Source organism: Corynebacterium accolens (assembly GCF_023520795.1).
In the GTDB taxonomy this organism is placed as follows: domain Bacteria; phylum Actinomycetota; class Actinomycetes; order Mycobacteriales; family Mycobacteriaceae; genus Corynebacterium; species Corynebacterium accolens.
Window position 1 is genome coordinate 1,266,660 of sequence record NZ_CP046605.1, and the last position, 17,203, is coordinate 1,283,862.

The 17,203-nt window shown below is 59.4% G+C and carries 17 protein-coding genes and 1 riboswitch; of the genes, 5 read left to right on the forward strand and 12 right to left on the reverse strand.

All coding sequences use genetic code 11. The features are described 5' to 3' along the window. Positions 1-33 precede the first annotated feature (33 nt). Positions 34-882: a hypothetical protein gene (locus CACC_RS06075; RefSeq protein WP_005279249.1), complete on the reverse strand. Its 849-nt coding sequence runs from the start codon at positions 880-882 to the stop codon at positions 34-36. Between the two features lie 31 nt (positions 883-913). After that, the gene (locus CACC_RS06080) at positions 914-2,221 is read right to left on the reverse strand and encodes a DEAD/DEAH box helicase (protein WP_005279248.1); all 1,308 of its coding nucleotides are present in this window, start codon (positions 2,219-2,221) and stop codon (positions 914-916) included. 227 nt (positions 2,222-2,448) lie between these two features. On the opposite strand from CACC_RS06080, the gene CACC_RS06085 reads away from it, so the two are divergent. After that, complete coding sequence (locus CACC_RS06085) at positions 2,449-3,978, forward strand: SLC13 family permease (RefSeq protein ID WP_005279247.1); 1,530 nt, start codon at positions 2,449-2,451, stop codon at positions 3,976-3,978. A 62-nt stretch (positions 3,979-4,040) separates the two neighbouring features. Here CACC_RS06085 and gndA read toward each other — a convergent pair whose 3' ends face one another. Then, entirely contained in the window at positions 4,041-5,492 is a 1,452-nt protein-coding gene (gndA, locus tag CACC_RS06090) for an NADP-dependent phosphogluconate dehydrogenase (RefSeq protein WP_005279246.1), read from the reverse strand. 59 nt (positions 5,493-5,551) lie between these two features. On the opposite strand from gndA, the gene CACC_RS06095 reads away from it, so the two are divergent. Continuing rightward, positions 5,552-6,007, forward strand: coding sequence for a PaaI family thioesterase (locus CACC_RS06095; RefSeq protein ID WP_005279245.1), 456 nt, complete (start codon positions 5,552-5,554; stop codon positions 6,005-6,007). On the opposite strand, the gene corA is transcribed toward CACC_RS06095, so the two are convergent. Next, positions 6,004-7,077, reverse strand: coding sequence for a magnesium/cobalt transporter CorA (gene corA, locus CACC_RS06100; RefSeq protein WP_005279244.1), 1,074 nt, complete (start codon positions 7,075-7,077; stop codon positions 6,004-6,006). The genes CACC_RS06095 and corA overlap by 4 nt on opposite strands. A gap of 116 nt (positions 7,078-7,193) precedes the next feature. Between corA and CACC_RS06105 the strand changes: the two genes are divergently transcribed. Next, complete coding sequence (locus CACC_RS06105; RefSeq protein WP_023028800.1) at positions 7,194-7,796, forward strand: class I SAM-dependent methyltransferase; 603 nt, start codon at positions 7,194-7,196, stop codon at positions 7,794-7,796. A gap of 4 nt (positions 7,797-7,800) precedes the next feature. Here CACC_RS06105 and CACC_RS06110 read toward each other — a convergent pair whose 3' ends face one another. The 4 genes from CACC_RS06110 to CACC_RS06125 all read right to left on the reverse strand — a co-directional run bounded on the left by CACC_RS06110 (position 7,801) and on the right by CACC_RS06125 (position 12,316). Continuing rightward, a complete protein-coding gene (locus CACC_RS06110; protein ID WP_005279239.1) occupies positions 7,801-9,336 on the reverse strand; it encodes a bifunctional hydroxymethylpyrimidine kinase/phosphomethylpyrimidine kinase in 1,536 nt (511 codons plus the stop codon). Then, positions 9,329-9,958 (reverse strand): thiamine phosphate synthase, encoded by a 630-nt coding sequence (thiE, locus tag CACC_RS06115; RefSeq protein ID WP_005279237.1) that lies wholly within the window; start codon positions 9,956-9,958, stop codon positions 9,329-9,331. The genes CACC_RS06110 and thiE overlap by 8 nt, the downstream gene beginning before the upstream one ends. Next, on the reverse strand, positions 9,955-10,779 hold the full coding sequence (gene thiM, locus CACC_RS06120) for a hydroxyethylthiazole kinase (RefSeq protein ID WP_005279236.1): 825 nt from the start codon (positions 10,777-10,779) through the stop codon (positions 9,955-9,957). Before thiM ends, thiE begins: the two co-directional genes overlap by 4 nt. After that, positions 10,767-10,862: riboswitch (TPP riboswitch) on the reverse strand. Its footprint overlaps the gene before it by 13 nt. A gap of 104 nt (positions 10,863-10,966) precedes the next feature. Further along, complete coding sequence (locus CACC_RS06125) at positions 10,967-12,316, reverse strand: NAD(P)/FAD-dependent oxidoreductase (RefSeq protein ID WP_035108480.1); 1,350 nt, start codon at positions 12,314-12,316, stop codon at positions 10,967-10,969. Between the two features lie 204 nt (positions 12,317-12,520). Here CACC_RS06125 and CACC_RS06130 point away from each other — a divergent pair, with 204 nt between their 5' ends. Further along, a complete protein-coding gene (locus CACC_RS06130) occupies positions 12,521-13,834 on the forward strand; it encodes a class I SAM-dependent methyltransferase (protein ID WP_005279232.1) in 1,314 nt (437 codons plus the stop codon). A 15-nt stretch (positions 13,835-13,849) separates the two neighbouring features. Here the strand turns inward: CACC_RS06130 and CACC_RS06135 are convergent, their stop codons facing one another. The 4 genes from CACC_RS06135 to CACC_RS06150 all read right to left on the reverse strand — a co-directional run bounded on the left by CACC_RS06135 (position 13,850) and on the right by CACC_RS06150 (position 16,625). Further along, positions 13,850-14,755 carry a Dyp-type peroxidase gene (locus CACC_RS06135; RefSeq protein WP_035108508.1) on the reverse strand — a complete coding sequence of 302 codons (906 nt, stop codon included), beginning with the start codon at positions 14,753-14,755 and terminating at the stop codon, positions 13,850-13,852. Between the two features lie 642 nt (positions 14,756-15,397). Beyond that, a complete protein-coding gene (locus CACC_RS06140; RefSeq protein ID WP_005279227.1) occupies positions 15,398-15,562 on the reverse strand; it encodes a hypothetical protein in 165 nt (54 codons plus the stop codon). A gap of 16 nt (positions 15,563-15,578) precedes the next feature. Continuing rightward, complete coding sequence (locus tag CACC_RS06145) at positions 15,579-16,280, reverse strand: YceI family protein (RefSeq protein ID WP_005279225.1); 702 nt, start codon at positions 16,278-16,280, stop codon at positions 15,579-15,581. 3 nt (positions 16,281-16,283) lie between these two features. Further along, complete coding sequence (locus CACC_RS06150) at positions 16,284-16,625, reverse strand: hypothetical protein (RefSeq protein ID WP_081443662.1); 342 nt, start codon at positions 16,623-16,625, stop codon at positions 16,284-16,286. 127 nt (positions 16,626-16,752) lie between these two features. On the opposite strand from CACC_RS06150, the gene CACC_RS06155 reads away from it, so the two are divergent. Then, the gene (locus tag CACC_RS06155; protein ID WP_005279221.1) at positions 16,753-17,130 is read left to right on the forward strand and encodes an RNA polymerase-binding protein RbpA; all 378 of its coding nucleotides are present in this window, start codon (positions 16,753-16,755) and stop codon (positions 17,128-17,130) included. Positions 17,131-17,203 lie beyond the last annotated feature (73 nt).

Genomic DNA, 17,203 nt, shown 5'->3' on the forward strand with positions numbered 1-17,203 from the left:
AAGTCTCCCGAGCCAGCGCGTGATGCGTTTAACCTAGTGTATCTGGGAGTAAGCCGTTTCCATTACTGCGACAAGCCGCTCGCGCAGCGGTTGGGCGCGCTGGGCCAAGCCGCGTTGACGATTGACGTATATTGCCTTTCCCTCCGGCGTTTCAATGGGCACTACCCCAAGGCCCCAGTCGCGGCAATCGTACGGGGAGGCCTCCATGTCAAGGATGCGGGCATCGATAGCCAGATCCAGGCAATCGAGGAAGAGATCACCTGGGACCAAGGGCCCCAGCTTCCATGCCCATTTATAAAGATCCATGCTCACGTGCACGCAGCCTGCCTGGTCGTTGGCTGGTTGATCCTCGCGGTGGAGCACCGTCAGATTGAGCGGGCGCGCCGGCGGGGTAAAGAAACGGAAGGCATCATAATGCGAGCACTTGAGGGAGTGAGTATCCACGACGCGGTTGGTCCCTTCGGCGCCTAAGCGCAGCGGGAGATCGTGGCGCGGGGAATCGGTGTGGTAGACCATCGCCCATTCATGCAGGCCAAAGCAATCAAAGTGCACCGGGTTGGTGGCAGAGCGCCGCAGCAGATTCAGAATATAGTCAACGGAGCTGCCGCGGCGTTGCATATAGGACTCCACGTCCACGGTGATGCCGTCCGGGGTCTCGCGGTAGTCGCGCCAGCTAGCTTGGGGCGCGTCGCCCTCGAGCGCCATGCCGATGCCCGGGTGCCAACGCTTTAGATGCGATGGGCGCACCGGGTAATACTCAAAGAGGAAATCAAACACCGGGTGATAGCTGCCCGGATGGCGAAACCGCTCCAGGCGGTCCGTTGCCCGCCGTTCGTGCTCATCCATGCGGGCGGTCCAGTCAGCGGTAGATAAAACCTGCATGGGCCTATCCTCCTTTCTATTGCGCCAGCGCTTAGCGACGCCGCCCCTTACCCCTCCTGGCTCCACCAACCTGCCGCTTCTGTTGGCGTGGGGGTTGTTTCTTTTGTTGCTGGCCCGAGCCGTGCGAACCGTCTTGGCCCGGCGGTGGAAGGGCCGGTCCGTGCGGTTTGCGGGCGCCGGTGACCGTGCGCAGCTCGGGAGCGCCGGCCGGGTTATCGCGGTGGGAAATATCGTATTCGGTAGCGTTCACACCGGCCTTTTTGATGAGGGCAGCTACTTCTGAACGCTGTTCATCGGTGACCAGGGTAACCACCGTGCCTGTGGCGCCGCCGCGGGCCGTGCGCCCTGCGCGGTGCAGGTAGGCCTTGTGTTCGGCCGGCGGATCCACGTGGACGACGAGGGAGACGTCTGCGATATCGATGCCGCGTGCTGCGATATCGGTGGCAACGAGGACGGGAATGGAGCGATCGGCAAAGCCGGAAATGGCGCGGGTGCGCGCGCCTTGGCCCTTATCCCCGTGGAGTGGATAGGCGTTGATGCCGACGCGCCTTAGCTTTTTCACCTGCCTATCCACGCCGTGCTTCGTTCGCATGAACATAATGGTCTTGCCCGCGCGTGCGGCGATGCGCATAACCACCTCGTTGCGGGCGGGGCGATCCCCGACGAAAAACAGGTGGTGCGACATCGATTCCACCGCCGCGGTCACCGGTGCGGTGGAATGCACCACGGGATCGTGCAGGAATTGCTCGACGAGCTTATTGACGTCTCCGTCGAGGGTCGCCGAAAACAGCAACCGCTGACCGGTGGGCGGGGTGTAGTTTAAGAGCTTGCGCACTTGGGGAAGAAACCCCATATCGGCCATCTGGTCCGCCTCGTCCAAAGTAGTGATCTGCACCTTGTCAAAGGACAACCTGCCTTGGGCGATGAGATCCTGGGCGCGACCAGGTGTAGCGACCAAGAGATCCACTGGGCGCGCCAAAGACCGGATGTGGTGGTTGATATTGACGCCGCCGACCACCGCGAGGACGCGCAGCCCTAATGCGGTGGCGGGCTCATCGAGGCGTTGTTGGATCTGCGTCGCCAACTCACGGGTGGGGGCGAGGACGACCGCACGGGGGTGGCCCGGGGTCGAGGCACCCGAGCCAGCCAATCGGGCCAGCGTGGGAAGCCCGAAGGTAAAGGTCTTTCCGGATCCGGTAGGCCCGCGGCCGAGTACGTCCTTGCCCGCAAGTACATCCGGGATGGCTGCGGCTTGGATGGGAAATGCTTCCGTGATTCCTTGGTCGTTCAAAACGTGAACCACGCGCTGAGGTAAGCCGAGTTCGGCAAAAGTAGTCATCGTTGGGCAATTCTAACTGGTGGGTGCGCAAAATTCCGCATCGGCCAGCGCACGATTGGGCACCCTCTTTATGAGTGAGAAATGCCATAGCAAAAATAGGGCTCTACTTTAGGTATTTCACTGGTTATTACCTAACGTGGAAGGTGGTGCTGGGAAGCACACACGATTTATTCCTCCACTCACCGGCCCATCCCAGGGCCACAACGAACTGTTAAGGAGTCGTCTCCATGGCTCAAGCACAAGCATCCACAGCCAGTTCTTCTTCCCACTCCTCGCCGCAGGAATCTACCGAACCCACGAAAAAGGAGAAATTTCACCTTGATGCCGTGTGGTTCGCGCTGGCCTTCCTGGCCCTAGCGGCCGTCTTACTTATCCCGATCCCGGGACTCGACTGGCCCGCTAAAGTGGCCCTAGGCATGCTGGCCTTCGCGGTGATCATGTGGGTGACCGAGGCCGTGAGCTATCCGGTGAGCGCACTGTTGATCGTCGGCCTTATCTCCCTACTTTTGGGGCTCGGGCCGGATCCAGAATCCGATGGTATCTATGGCACCTCTAATGCCCTCAAGGTCGCGATGGCAGGATTTTCCTCGTCTGCGGTAGCGCTCGTGGCCGCGGCGCTGATCTTGGCCGGAGCGATGCAGGCTACGGGCCTGCACAAGCGGATTGCGCTGTACGTGCTGAAGATCGCGGGGGAGAAGACCTCCCACATCGTTATCGGCGCCATCGCGATCGCCATCATCTTGGCCTTCTTCGTTCCCTCTGCCACCGCGCGTGCGGGCGCCGTGGTGCCTATCTTGCTCGGTATGGTAGCCGCCTTCGGCCTATCCTATGAGTCGAAGCTGGGTGCCCTACTCGTCATTACCGCAGCGCAGGCCGTCTCGATCTGGAATGTAGGTATTAAAACCGCAGCCGCACAAAACCTCGTGGCGGTGGGCTTTATCGAGGATCAAATGGGGCAGTCGGTCTCCTGGGGGCAGTGGTTTATTTGGGCCGCGCCCTGGCCCATCCTGATGTCCGTCGCGTTGTACTTCATCATGCGCGCCGTCATCAAACCGGAAACGGAGCGCATTGAGGGAGGAAAGGAGCTCATCGCCAAGCAGCTAGAGGACCTTGGTCCCACCTCACCGGAAGAGAAAAGACTCATCGGGTTTTCCCTCCTCCTGCTCTTCTTCTGGGCCACGGAGGGACTGCTGCACCCGATTAGCTCGGCCGTCATTACCGCGGTGGCCGTCGCCCTGATGCTGCTGCCGAAGATTGGCGTATTTACCTGGCCAGAGGCCCAAAAGTCCGTGAGCTGGGGTACCCTCATCGTCTTTGCCATTGGTATTTCCCTTGGCTCCTTCCTGCTGGATACTGGCGCTGCCACGTGGCTATCAGAAAAGACCTTCGGGTTAATGGGGCTGGATTCGCTGCCGATTCTGGCAACGATTGCGCTGGTATCGCTATTTAATATCCTCATCCACTTGGGCTTTGCCTCAGCGACGTCGCTGGCCTCCGCGCTCATCCCGGTCTTTATTGCCTTGGCTTCCACGCTGGATGTGCCCAACGGCGGCATCGGCTTCGTGGTCATCCAACAGTTCGTCATCTGCTTCGGATTCTTGCTGCCTGTCTCGGCGCCGCAGAACATGCTGGCCTATGGCACCGGTGCCTTTAGCACCAAGCAATTCCTGCGCTCTGGTATCCCGCTGACCATTGTCGGGTACCTGCTCATCCTGCTGCTGTCTGCCACCTACTGGTCGTGGCTGGGCTTGGTCTAAATCCAGAGACGAAAAAGGGGAGGGCCTGCACCGTGCATGTCCTCCCTTTTTATTTGCAGTACTTAGTCCGTCTGCGTCAGGCTGCGGTCGCCGGACCACTCGACGTGGAAGGTGCCCGGCTTATCGGTGCGCTTAAAGGTGTGCGCACCAAAGAAGTCGCGCTGGCCCTGGATCAGGGCGGCGGGCAGGCGCGTGGCGCGCAGGCTGTCGTAGTAGGACAGCGAAGAGGCAAAGACCGGAGCGGGCAGGCCCATCTGGGTTGCGGCGACGACGACGCGGCGCCACGGTTCGATGAGATCTTCCAGCTCGCCCTTGAAGTAGGGATCAAGGATCAGAGCGGGAAGCTCTGGATTGGTATCAAATGCCTCGCGGATGCGGTCCAAGAACTTAGCGCGGATGATGCAGCCGCCGCGCCAGATGGTGGCTAGGTCACGCGGATCGACATCCCAACCGAATTCGGCGGAACCGGCCTTGATCTCATCGAAGCCCTGGGAGTAGGCGATGAGCTTGGCTGCGTAAAGGGCCCGGCGAACGTCTTCGATGAAGGCATCCTTATCGATGTCGAAGTTCGCGTTCGTGCCTGCCGGAAGCTGGCCCTCCTGCGCGGCGGCGCGCTGCTGGCTCGAAGAAGACAGTGCACGGGCAAAGACGGACTCGGCAATGCCGGTAATTGGCACGCCCAATTCGAGGCCGTTGATGGCGGTCCAGCGGCCGGTGCCTTTCTGGCCGGCGGCGTCCAGGATGACATCGACAAGCGGGGCGCCCGTATCCGGATCCTTCTGGGCGAGTACCTCGGCGGTGATCTCAATGAGGTAAGAATCCAAGTCGCCGGAGTTCCATTCCTTGAAGATTTTCGCGATCTCGGCAGGCTCCAGACCAGCGCCGTAGCGCAGCAACTGGTAGGCCTCGCCGATGACCTGCATATCGGCGTACTCGATGCCGTTGTGGACCATTTTGACGAAGTGGCCGGCGCCATCCGGTCCAATATGGGTCACGCACGGAGTGCCATCTACTTCGGCGGCGATGGACTCTAGGATGGGGCCCAAGGTCTCCCAGGACTCGGCCGGACCACCAGGCATGATGGACGGGCCGTTCAAGGCGCCTTCCTCACCGCCGGAAATGCCCGCACCCACGAAGTGCTTACCGCGCTCGGCCACTTCCTTTTCGCGGCGAATGGTATCCGTAAACAGCGCATTGCCGCCATCGATGATGATATCGCCGTCATCCATGGCATCGGCAAGCTGATCGATGACCGCATCGGTGGCCTTGCCTGCCTGCACCATGATGATGGCCTTGCGGGGGCGCTCCAGGGAAGCGACGAAATCCGCGATGGACTCGGAAGGAATAAAGTTTCCTTCGTTACCGTGGGCCTCAATGAGGGCGCGGGTCTTTTCCGGGCTGCGATTATAGACGGCGACGGTATTGCCATTGCGGGCAAAGTTGCGGGCGAGGTTGGAGCCCATTACCGCCAGGCCGACAACACCAATGTGCGCGAGTTCGTTCTTTTCAGTCATGGTGCCTATCCTACGTCACCGCCGCGCTTTCGCCGCGCTGGCGGTTAAGCTTGAAGACTATGTCAGATACCCAGATACTCAATGACTTGCTTCATACCGCGCACACGCGCTTGCTCAACGAGGAGGAACTGGAGAAACTAAATTCGGTTAACGGCGGGCTTGCTGAGTTCATCGGGCTCACCTTCGACCGCGTGGGCCCGACCGAGGCCCGCGCGCGCCTTACCGTGACTCCTCAGCATCACCAGCCGTGGGGCGTGGCCAATGGCGGTCTTTATTGCACCATCGCGGAATCGGTGGCGTCTATCGCCAGCGTCGCGGCTGCCGATGCCCCGGCGATGGGCGTCAATAACTCCACGGACTTCATCAAGGCGACAGGGGAGGGCGAGCTAGAAGCGGTGGCCACCCCCATTCAATTGGGCACGCGCACCCACGTGTGGAGCGTAGAGATGCGCCAAGGAGACACCCTCATTGCACGCACCACGCTGCGCACCATGATTATGGATAAGCGCAGCTAGAGCCAGTGGTTCTTCCGGAACCACGCCCACAGGCCGCCAACGACAGCGACCATGATGATGATTGCCATGGGATAGCCAAAGGCCCAGTGAAGCTCCGGCATGATATCGAAGTTCATGCCGTAAATACCGGCGACGAGGGTCGGCGCGGCCCACATGCCGACGACCGCGGAGATGGTGCGCATATCCGAGTTTTGCTGCATGGTGACCTTGGCCACCGAGGCATCGATAAGCGAGGTCAGGCGTTCATCGAAGCTGGCGACCAAGTCATTGACCACGAGCTCGTGGTCATAGACATCGCGCAGGTAGGACCGGATCTGCTTAGAGATGAGATCCTTGTGATCCGAGACCATCGCCTTTAGCGCCGCAGAAAGCGGATAAATGGCGTGCTTCATCTCCAAGACTTCGCGCTTGAACATATAAATGCGGTCAACATCGAATTTCAGGTTCGGGGTAAAGATTTCCTCTTCGAGTTCATCGACTTCATCGCTAATAAGGCGCGCAACCTCGGAGTAGCGGTCCACCATCATGTCTAGGATCTTCCAGGCCATGGCGACGGGCCCGAGCTCCACCAAATCCTGCTCGTCTTCGACCGTGTACGCCAAGTTAGGCAGCTTCGCACCGTGGCGAACGGTGATGATGAAGTTAGAGCCCATAATCATCTGGATTTCGCCCGTAGAAATAATCTGGCGCTTATCTTTCACCTCATCGTGGTCGCGGTAATTCACCGAGCGGGCCACCACAAAGAGCTGGTCATCGTAGCGCTCCAGCTTCGGACGCTGGTGGGCCATGACGGCGTCTTCCACGATGAGCTCGTGGATGCCAAATTGCGAAGCGATCTTCGTCATCTGGGATTCATAGGGCTCATGCAGGCCCACCCAGACGAACCCGCGGCCGTATTCCGCCACGGTTTCCAAGGCGGAATGCGCGGAATACTCGCCGGGCAGGGCCTCACCATCGACGAAGACGCGGCAGTGCTCAATGGCGCGCTCCGCGGGAACCGGCGGGAAGGAGGGCTGACTAGGAGGCGTGGATTTCTTTCGGCCCCTAAAGGGCGTGGGTACGGACGGCATCGTTTCAGCCTCCTTTGCACGGTAGTGCGGATAGTAACGCAATCAAGTAGTAAAACGCGCCACGTTTTACGCAGCGGGTAAAGCTTACACCGACGGTGGGTAATATAATCGAATCTATGCCTACGTGGAAAGAAGTTACCGAAGCCAATCCCGCCCACTCCCATAATTTCGCCCGCAAATGGAAGATGCTTGAGGCGCAGGGCAAAGACATTCATGGGGAGGCCCGGCTTGTCGATGCCATGGTGGAGCGCAATTCCACCATCCTCGACGCCGGCTGCGGAACCGGCCGCGTCGGCGGGGAATTGCTGCGCCGCGGTCACAGCGTGGTGGGCATTGACGTGGACCCCATTTTGATCGAGCACGCTGAACATGACTTCCCCGACGGCGAGTGGTTCGTCGGGGACCTGTGCACGGAAGAGGTTCCTGAAGGCCCCTTTGACTTGGCTGTTTCCGCAGGAAACGTCATGGGCTTTTTGGCCGTGGACGGCCGCGAGGAAGCCCTGCGGAATATTTTTAACTCGCTGGCCCCCGGCGGGCGCTTCGTCACCGGCTTTGGGGAAGGCCGCGGTTGGGATTTCCAGGACTTCCTCGATATGGCGCAGAAGGTGGGCTACCGCGTTGACTTCACGTTTTCCTCTTGGGACATGAAGCTATTTTCGGAGCATTCCACCTTCTTGGTCGCCGTGCTATCTAGGCCTGGCGCGGACCTCTTGGCCTAAGGCCTTAAAAGCGCCGGTCCGCTTGGTCGAAGAAATCGACCTCGTGGATGCTGGCGCTGATAAAGGCGCGCTCGGCGCGCGTCCGAGTGGCCTCATCCGCCTTTTCTAAGGTTTCCTCCACAATCTTGATGCTCTCGCGCACTCCGGCGAGGAAATCTTCGCCGCCGTAGACCTCCAACCAGGCATGGTAGGGGTGATCAGGCGAATCGAACTCCGCCAAATGTAGGCCCACCTCTGCATACAGCCAGTAGCAGGGAAGTACGGCCGCGATGCCGACGGCGTAGTCGTCCGTATGGGTGCTGCGGATGAGAAAATCCGTGTAGGCGCTGGTGACCCGCGATGGCGCGGTAGTAGCAGAATCCTTCAACCACCCGCGGTGCAGCTCAGCCTCTTCCGCGAGGCACTCGTAAGCGCCCTGCGCCCAGTGCAATTGCTGCGCGGTATCGGGCGCTTGGCTAGCGAGGCGGGCCAGGGCCTTCGAATAGGACGCCAAGTATTGCGAATCCTGATCGAGGTAGAAGCTAAAAGCATCATTGGCAAGCGCACCGGAACCCAACTTCTGAATAAAGGGGAGTGCCTTTACCTGCTCCCAGTGTTCCGCCGCGATATTCCACAGGCGCTGCGTGTACGGTCCTGCGGGCGCAACGCGCGGCTGGTCTGGGTTTTCCGCCTCTTCCAAAGGCCCAGCCAGATGAGGAAGCGGGACCGAGGATGCAGCCCGCATCAAGCGCTGCGAGCGGTGCAGGTGGTCTACCGGCCCGCTGCCCTTGCCAACGGCCAGCGCATCCGCATTGGCAATCGCCTCGTGCAGCCAATCCGTCGACCACTCAAGGGCGGTTTCGGCATCATCGCCTGCGCCAAGCCGCGTTGCGAGGGCAGAGGAGAGGGAGCAGCCAGTGCCGTGGGTATTCTTGGTCTGCACTCGGGCCGATTCCACGCGGTGCACCTTTCCACCTGGGGTGACCACGGCGTTATCGGCAATCGGCGAGTCAAGGTGCCCGCCCTTGACGATGACCGCCGTATCCGCCTCAGCGGCCCATGCCTTAGCCACCTCGATGGCGCGGTCCAGGTCCGTTGCTTCCTCCGTCTGTGTGAGTACGGCCAGCTCCTTGAGGTTGGGCGTGATGACATCAGCGCGGGAGCACAGCTCGCGCACCGCCTTTTCTGCCTCGGGGTCCAAAAGACGGTCTCCGCTGGTAGCCACCATGACCGGGTCTAAGACCACGGGGACGGACGGGTCGATGCGGTCGAGAAAGGTGGATACGAGGTCGGTGATGGGGGCATCGGCAAGCATGCCGATCTTGATGGCGTCGATGTCAACGTCCTCCCGGACCGAATCCAGCTGCTTTTGGAGGAAATCCAGCGGCGGGACGTGGACGCTGCGCACGCCCTGGGTATTTTGGGCCACCAGCGCGGTGACCACGCTCATTCCATACCCGCCCGCGGCGGCGATGGACTTCAGATCGGCTTGGATGCCGGCTCCGCCTGTGGGATCGGTCCCAGCAATCGAGAGAATACGGGGGTAGGTTCCTTTAGCCACGGTAGGCCTCCTTTAGGTTGTGTGCTGCCGCTGCCGGGTCATCGGCAGCCATGATGTCGCTGACCACGCAGATCCCTGCGAAGCCGCTTCCGGAAAGTTCGTGGGCATTGTGTGCCTTGATGCCGCCGATGGCGACGGACTCGATGCCGCGTTCGCGCGCCGCGGTGGCAAGGTGCCTAGCGGCCTCGGCGCCGATTCCCGCGGGTGCATTCTTCTTGGTCGCCGTCGAGTGAACTGGGCCGATGCCAATGATATCGGGGGCCTCCTGCGGGTCAATGGCGTCCAGCTCTTCCCGCGTGCCCACCGAAAGCCCGATGAACTTATCAGGGCCGAGCAGGGCGCGGGCCTGGGATAAGTCCATATCGTCTTGGCCAATGTGCAGGTGGCAGCCCACCTTGGCCGCTACCTCGACGCGGTCATTGATAAAGAGCGGTACGTCGCCCAAGACCTCCAGAAGGTCGCGGGCGGTAGCCTCGACCTCCTCGTCGCTGGCCTCCTTATCGCGCAATTGCACGACGGTCGCCCCGCCGCGCACCGCCTCTTGCACGATGGGTATGACCTTGTCCCGCCCGCCGGCGAGCTCAGGATCGGTGATGAGATACAGCGTCCAATCGATGCTCATGACAGCTCCGCAACGTCCGCGACCTCGGAGGCAGAGATGCGCTCTTCGATGGCGTCAGTGGTGAGCTCATGCAGCGCATCGAGCCAGGCAACCGCAAAGGAGCCAGGTGACGTGGATTTCTCAGCGGCAACGCTGCCCGCGGCCCCTACATGCGCATGCGCGGCGACGATAGCCGCGAATGGATCCTCCCACGCTGCTAGGTAAGCCGCGCAGATAGCGCCAAGCGAACACCCAGTGCCGATGACGTTTTGCAGCATCGGGTGCCCAGATTCGAGGCTTACCGCACGCGGCTTTTCGTCTGCCTGCACGATGAGATCCGTGGGGCCAGATACGCCAATAACGGCCCCAGTCTCGCGGGAAAGTTTGAGTGCAGGTTCCAGCGCCGCCTCCACGCCATCGGTAGATTCCACGCCGCGCCCGCCGGCTCCGGTTCCTGCCAAGGCGATGATTTCGGAGGCGTTGCCGCGAATCGCCGTCGGGCCCTGCGGCAAGACTTCATGCATGAACCCGGTGCGCTTTTCCAGCCCTCCCGCGCCGACGGGGTCAAGGACCCACGGGTTTCCGGCCGCGGTCGCACCGGCGATGGCCTCGCGCATGCCGGCGTATTGCTCGGAATTCGGGGTTCCGCAATTGATGAGCACGCCGCTGGCGATCTTCGCAAAATCTTGCGACTCATCTGGAGTATCTACCATTGCTGGGCTGGCGCCGATAGCCAAAAGCGCATTGGCAGAAATATTGCTGACGACCTTATTGGTCAAACACTGAATAAGTGGAGCGGTATCGCGCACCGCATCGTGGGCACGCAGAAATGATAAGTCCACAACAATCCCTTCGCTAGTTCTAACTAAGTGCAGGTTCGATGGGTTTTTCTCAGCCACGGTACGTGGCACCCCATGTTGTAATATCCAAGCCTAACAAAAATGGGAAAATAGGAACGAAAACCACAAAAGCCGCCGCCCACAGCCCCGAAGGTGAGGTAGTGGGACGGCGGCTGGTGCCGAAGAAAGTTTAGTTCTTTTCTTCTGCCTCGTCGATGAGGTTGCGGGCGATGCGCTGCTGGGTAGTAATTTCCAGGTTGCCGCGGTTGCGGGAGAGGATATTAGCTGCCCAGTTGACCAATACGGCCAAGCGGCTGCGCAGGCCAATGACGTAGGTCAGGTGCAGGGCCAACCACGCCAACCAGCCTGGGAAGCCGGAGAACTCGGTCTTGCCCAGCTTCACGACGGCATTGAAGCGGGTGACGATGGCCATGGAGCCCTTGTCGAAGTACTCGAAAGGTTCCTTTTCATCGGCCGTGGATTCCTCGTCCACCTTGGTCTCGATGAGCTTGGCGACGTGCTCGCCACCCTGAATTGCCACCTGTGCCAAGCCCGGCAGGCGGTTCAGGGACATCATGTCACCGATGATGTAGACGTTGTTGAAGTCACCAACGGTCATGTCATCGTTGACGGAGACGCGGCCGGCGCGGTCAGCCTCGACGCCGGCCTGGTCAGCGACCATCTTGCCCAGCGGGGAAGCGGCAACACCGGCGGACCAGATCTTGGTCGCGCCCTCGAGGGTGACCTCTTCATCGGTCTTCATGTTCTTGTAGGTCACGGAGTCTTCGTTGACATCGGTCACCATGGCGTTCAGGCGAACATTGACGCCTTCCTTCTCCAGGGTGCGCTGGGCGCGGCGGCCCAGGCGCTTGCCGAACGGCGGGAGTACCTGTGGCGCGCCATCAAGCAGGTAAATCTTAGCGGCGGAGGTGCCGTAGGTGGAGTAGACATCGCTAAGCGTGCGGTTAGCCAACTCCGCGATCTGGCCGGTGAGCTCCACACCGGTCGGGCCGGCGCCAACGATGATGAAGGTGAGGAGGCGCTCGCGCTCTGCGGGGTCATCGGTAAGCTCAGCCTTTTCGAAGGCCGAAATGATGCGGGAACGCAGCTCCAAGGCATCATCCAGGGTCTTCATGCCTGGGGCAAACTCCGCAAAGTGGTCATTGCCAAAGTACGACTGGCTGGAACCAGCGGCGACGACGAGGGAGTCATAGGAGTAGGTGCGCGAAAAGTCATCGAGCTCGGCCGTAACCGTCTGGTCCTCCAGGTTAATGTCGGTCACGTTGCCGTTGACAAAGTCCACATTATCCTGGTTGCGCAGCAGCTGGCGGGTCGAGGGAGCAACCTCACCTGCGGAAATCATGCCGGTTGCCACCTGGTAGAGCATCGGCTGGAACAGGTGGTGGTTCTTCTTATCGATGAGGGTGATCTCAACATCGGCGTTCTTCAACTTCTTCACAGTGTTAAGACCGCCGAATCCACCGCCAACCACGACAACGTGGTGACGGCTTCCGTTTGGACGATAAGGGGTATCAGTCATGGAATTAATGCGACCTTCCTCGAGAAAGCTTAATTTAAGTACCCGTATAGTGTAAACGCTCGTCACATAACGTGCATACTTGATACCCATTTACATGCGTTTCGGGTTTACTTTCCTGCGGAGCGTCTTGACCGAAACCGCTCAGAAACTGGCTAAAATAAGCCCACACCGTGACCCCTTGCACCCAGGAGCGCTCCTCAAACCATGAGTTTTTCCACCCCCGAGCATTTACGCTCCATCGACGCGGAGGCATGGCCCAATATCGCGACCGTGCCATCGCAGCGCTGGGCGACGCTAAAATCCCGCCGGGCCGAGGCGGAATTTGCCAAGGCCTGCGATAATGCCGGCTTGGAGCTCGAACTCGATGCAGCGGGCGGTCCCGATTTAAAGGTGGGCCACGATGCGCTCTTCGAGCGAATCGCCGCTACCGGATGGTTAGGTTTTGCCGAAAGCTACATGGCAGGCGAGTGGACCGTCGAATCCTCCGCCCAATTGGTAAAGGTTTTGGGCAAGCTCCTGCAGGTGGGATACCTCCCCAAGCCGCAGGGAGTAAGCGTCCGCGATTCCGAGCCAGGGGAGCTGCCACTCGACTTGGTGCGCCTCTATGCCGGCGATGGCCTCAGCCACGTTGGCGGGATTTTCTCCAGCGGCGTGCCGACGACGATCCGGGAAACGGTCGAAAGCTTTAGCCCAAAGGCCGGCGGCAGGGAGCCGAAGAGCCACTTTGTCGATGTCACCACGGTCAGCGAGCCCACCAACGTGGACCGGGATGACTTGGGTGAGGCGCAGCGCAGGGCGGCAGATTGGCTCCTCGATGCCACCCGCACCGGCGCCGGTACCCACCTTCTGGTCTATCCCGCTGCCGGGATGCAGGCCGCGATACGCGCTACCAAACGCCGCGCCACAGTCGACGTCCTGACCAGCGATGTCGAACAAATCACCCAGATGCGCGAGGCGCTTGTCTTTGCCGGAACGGAAGATTCTATCCACGTAGAGCGGATTCCGGATTCTGTTCCGAGCCCCAAGCAGTGGCGCGGGCACTACGACGCGATCATCAGCGTGGAAAAATTCGAGCAATTAAGCCCGCGCGAGCGCAAGGCCTATATCCGAGTCCTCGATCGCTTCCTTACCGCAAACGGGCGGGCGGCTTTTCAATCCATCGTGGCCACCGAATCCATGTCGGACGCGGCCCGAGCATCGTTGCAGGCCATGCGGGCCTATATCTGGCCAGGCCTCGACTACCCGCTGACTATGGATGTGCACCGGCTCGTGGATAAGAACTCTCACCTGCGCATCGTGTCCGAAACGCACGTGGGCAGCCACTATATTGAGTCCCTGCGCCAGCAGCGATCCTTTTTTGATGGGCACCTTCGCGAGGCCGCCGCTGCCGGCTTTGATCCGGTTTTCCGCAGGTTATGGACCTTCCAATTCGCACTTCGCGAGGCGCTCATGACGCTCGGGATGATCGATTCCGTCCAATTTGGCCTAACCCACCGCAATCGCGGCGGGCGCCGTTAGGATTTTTATTGCTTTTTAGTGCGGAAGTTCGTCGAATTCGTCTAGCAAATCCACGCTCGGGACGAAAAAGTTCGTTCCAGTCAGGGCCGTGGAGAAGTCCAGGATCCGGTCGTAATTGCCTTCCGGATCGCCGATGAACATATTGCGCAAACGCTCGTTGATATCTTCTGGGTCTTTGGCATATCCAATGAAGTACGTGCCCATCTCACCTGCGGCAAAGGAACCGAAGACCATGTTCTCGCGGTAGATATCCTCCTCAAGGTCATTGAGGGCCACGTGGGAATTGGAGGGCTGCGCATCCTCATCGAGCTCCACGTCATCGGCCTTGGTGCGCCCGATAACGCGTTCTTGCTCTTCGGTGCTGATGCCGCTCCACTTATCTAGGTCATGGGTGTACTTTTGCACGGTGACGTAGGAGCCGCGGGGATAATCGGCGTCATCGGCAAGCAGCACCGTCTCTAAAGCTTCCTCGGGGAGGGGATTGGCGGTGCCATCCACAAAGCCCAGGAGATCGCGCTGGTCCAGGTACTTGAAGCCTTGGGTCTCATCGACCACGGTGGCGGCATCGCCCAGCTGGCGCAGGACCTGGCGCGCCATCTCGTGGCAAAGGTCATACGTATTCGCGCGGAAATGCAGCAGGATATCGCCGGGCGTAGAGGGAGCCTTGTACGTACCCTCCAGCGGCTCGAACTCCTTGAGCTTGTCCGGGCGGGGAGCGCTGGTAAGGCGCGGCCACATAGACGCGCCGATGCCGACGACCGTATAAAGCTCGCCCTCATTGTGGCGGAAATTGACGGACTTGAAGGTATCGCCAAATGCGGAGAGCATGTCCCGAGTAGCTTGCTCGCCGCCTTCCGCAATGTCCAAGACCAGGAACAGGGCGGCGCGGGAAGGCCTTTTAACAACGCGTTGAATAGTCATGAGCTCCAGCATATGTGTTGGCCTTGGGCGTTGCACGTTTGGCGTATGTGGTGCTGTGGGTGTGTTGCGGATGCTTTGATGCGTGATGTGCAGGATTTGATGCGTTTTGACAAATAGAGGGCCGAATTAGGGCATTTGGAGGGCACTATTTGTCAATTTGGAACATATTGCGCTGTGAGTGGCTTGAACATTCTTATTTGACGGGCCTCGGCCCGATGGGAGGGACTTCCACGGATCTAAAATGACATAATGTACATTATCGGACAATTATGGGGATCTGCAGGTTAGGCTGCGGACGGCTTGAGCGTGTTTGGGTTGCGTGCGATCCCGCCTGTCATGTTCGCAGTTCGGCCCGGAGCTTTGACCGCCCTGTTTGTTTTGGATGCGGCGTGCTAAGGCTTGCAGGTTCCGTGGTTAAGTTGGCCCAGACTTTGCCGAGCAGCCTTTGAATGTCTGAAGCGAGCCAGCATTGCGAATCCGTTTGGGCTTGTCTGGGGTGTCCGGCGAACGAGTTCACGGCCCAAACGCCCGATTGTGTGTGCGGGCGCCGATAGCGGGACTTTCCTGCCGCTACGCTAGGGGCACTTATATCCTGATATTTAGTCACAGTGACGCTAATCAAAGGGGTGACGCCTTGGTCCTCTATTGGTTTTTATAGGCGCTCCACAGCTGCCAGATGGTTAATACGGCTAGCAATGCTGCAACCGCAGTGACAATCCACATCTGCTGGACCGCGACGAAAATCGTGAAAGCTATGACGACTACGAGACGGAACCACAGGGCGGAAATTAAGCGTCGAGAATTCACGATGTAGTCCTAATTCTTAGTCCTTGTTTAAGGAGATGCGCAGGTTGATCTCGCCGTCCTCGGCGACCTTAGCCGCCAGCATGTCTGGGGTCTCCACGTTGTAGTCCAGGCGGTTGATCGGAACGTCGCCGCCAATGACGATATCGTCACCGTCACGCAGGACATCGAACTCATGGGTGATTTCCTGCGTCTTGTCCTTGATCTTAAGGTCACCGGTGAGCTTCACGGAGCCGACGGTGCCGTCTTCGGGGACATCGGCAAGCGAGGCGGGCTTGGTAAGCGTGAAGGAAGATTCTGGGAAGTCTGAGGTCTTAAAGAGCTTGGACTTCATGTTTTGGTCGCGGACTTTCTTGTCCGTGGTAAGAGCATCCATATTCACCGTGATGGTGGCGGATTCCAGCGTGGAATCGGAAATCTCCGCCTGGCCGGTGACCTCCGTGGTCGATCCGGAGGTGGACGTCCTCTCCGCGGGCAGAACCTCGTCGAAGGTAAAGCCCACCGAGGTGTGGTTATCGGCGCGACCCTTGGCCACGGACCAGGAACCGTCGAGCGGCGTTGAGGCTGCCTTGGCGCCATCGGCAGTCACGGGCTCCGTCTTGACGCCGCCGCTTTTAAAAAGCGAGTACACAATCGGGCCGATCGCTACGGCGGTAAGCACGAGGATTAAAACCACGAAGATGGAAACGACGAGTTTCCGGTTATAAAAAAGATTTTTCATCTACTATCGAAGTCCTTCTAAACGCCGAGCCAGCGAAATAAGCTCCTCACACAGACTGGAAAGCTCTTCCGCGCTCGCGCCTTCTTCTGCGGCGGTATGAATGTCTTCTGCGGAGCACCGCAATTCAAAAAGGCCGTCGCGCAAACCTTGCACTTTATCTGGGCTTAAGATTACTGCATCGGCAGGAATATCCGTGCCACTAACATTGTTTCTTTGTTCATAAGCACGCTGTTTGCACGAGGCGCTGCAAAACTTACGTGGTCGTCCCCTACCGCCTTGGTCAATATCCTTTCCACACCATTGGCAGGAACCGACATTGCTTTCACGACTAGCTGTACGGATCACTCGATACACTTTAGTCCATTAAACGGCGGGCTGGGAACAATACTGCGTGGGTGTTCGTTATAATAAATAGCTCTTAGGCGAAACTATCGCCGTCAATCAGGGATCTCTTTGAAAAGGATGATGTTGCATGGCAGATCGCGTACTCCGTGGCAGCCGTATGGGTGCAGTCAGCTACGAAACTGACCGCGACCACGACCTCGCACCGCGCCAGATGGTGAAATACCGCACGGACGATGGTGAGATTTATGAGGTGCCCTTTGCACATGAGGCAGAAATCCCTGAAGAATGGATGTGCAAGAATGGCAAACTGGGCCACCTCGTAGAGGGTGAAGGCGTGGAAGCTAAGCCCATCAAGCCACCGCGCACCCACTGGGATATGCTGCGGGAGCGTCGCTCCATCGAGGAGCTCGATGAGCTTTTGGAAGAGCGCATTAACCACCTGCGCTCCCGCCGTCGGACCGCTGCTCGCCTCCTCAAGGAGCAGGAGCAGCAAAAGAAGTCTTAAAGGCTCAAGCGGAATTAATTAAAGCCCGTACCCTGACTGCCATTTTGGCACGGGGTACGGGCTTAAATGCTGC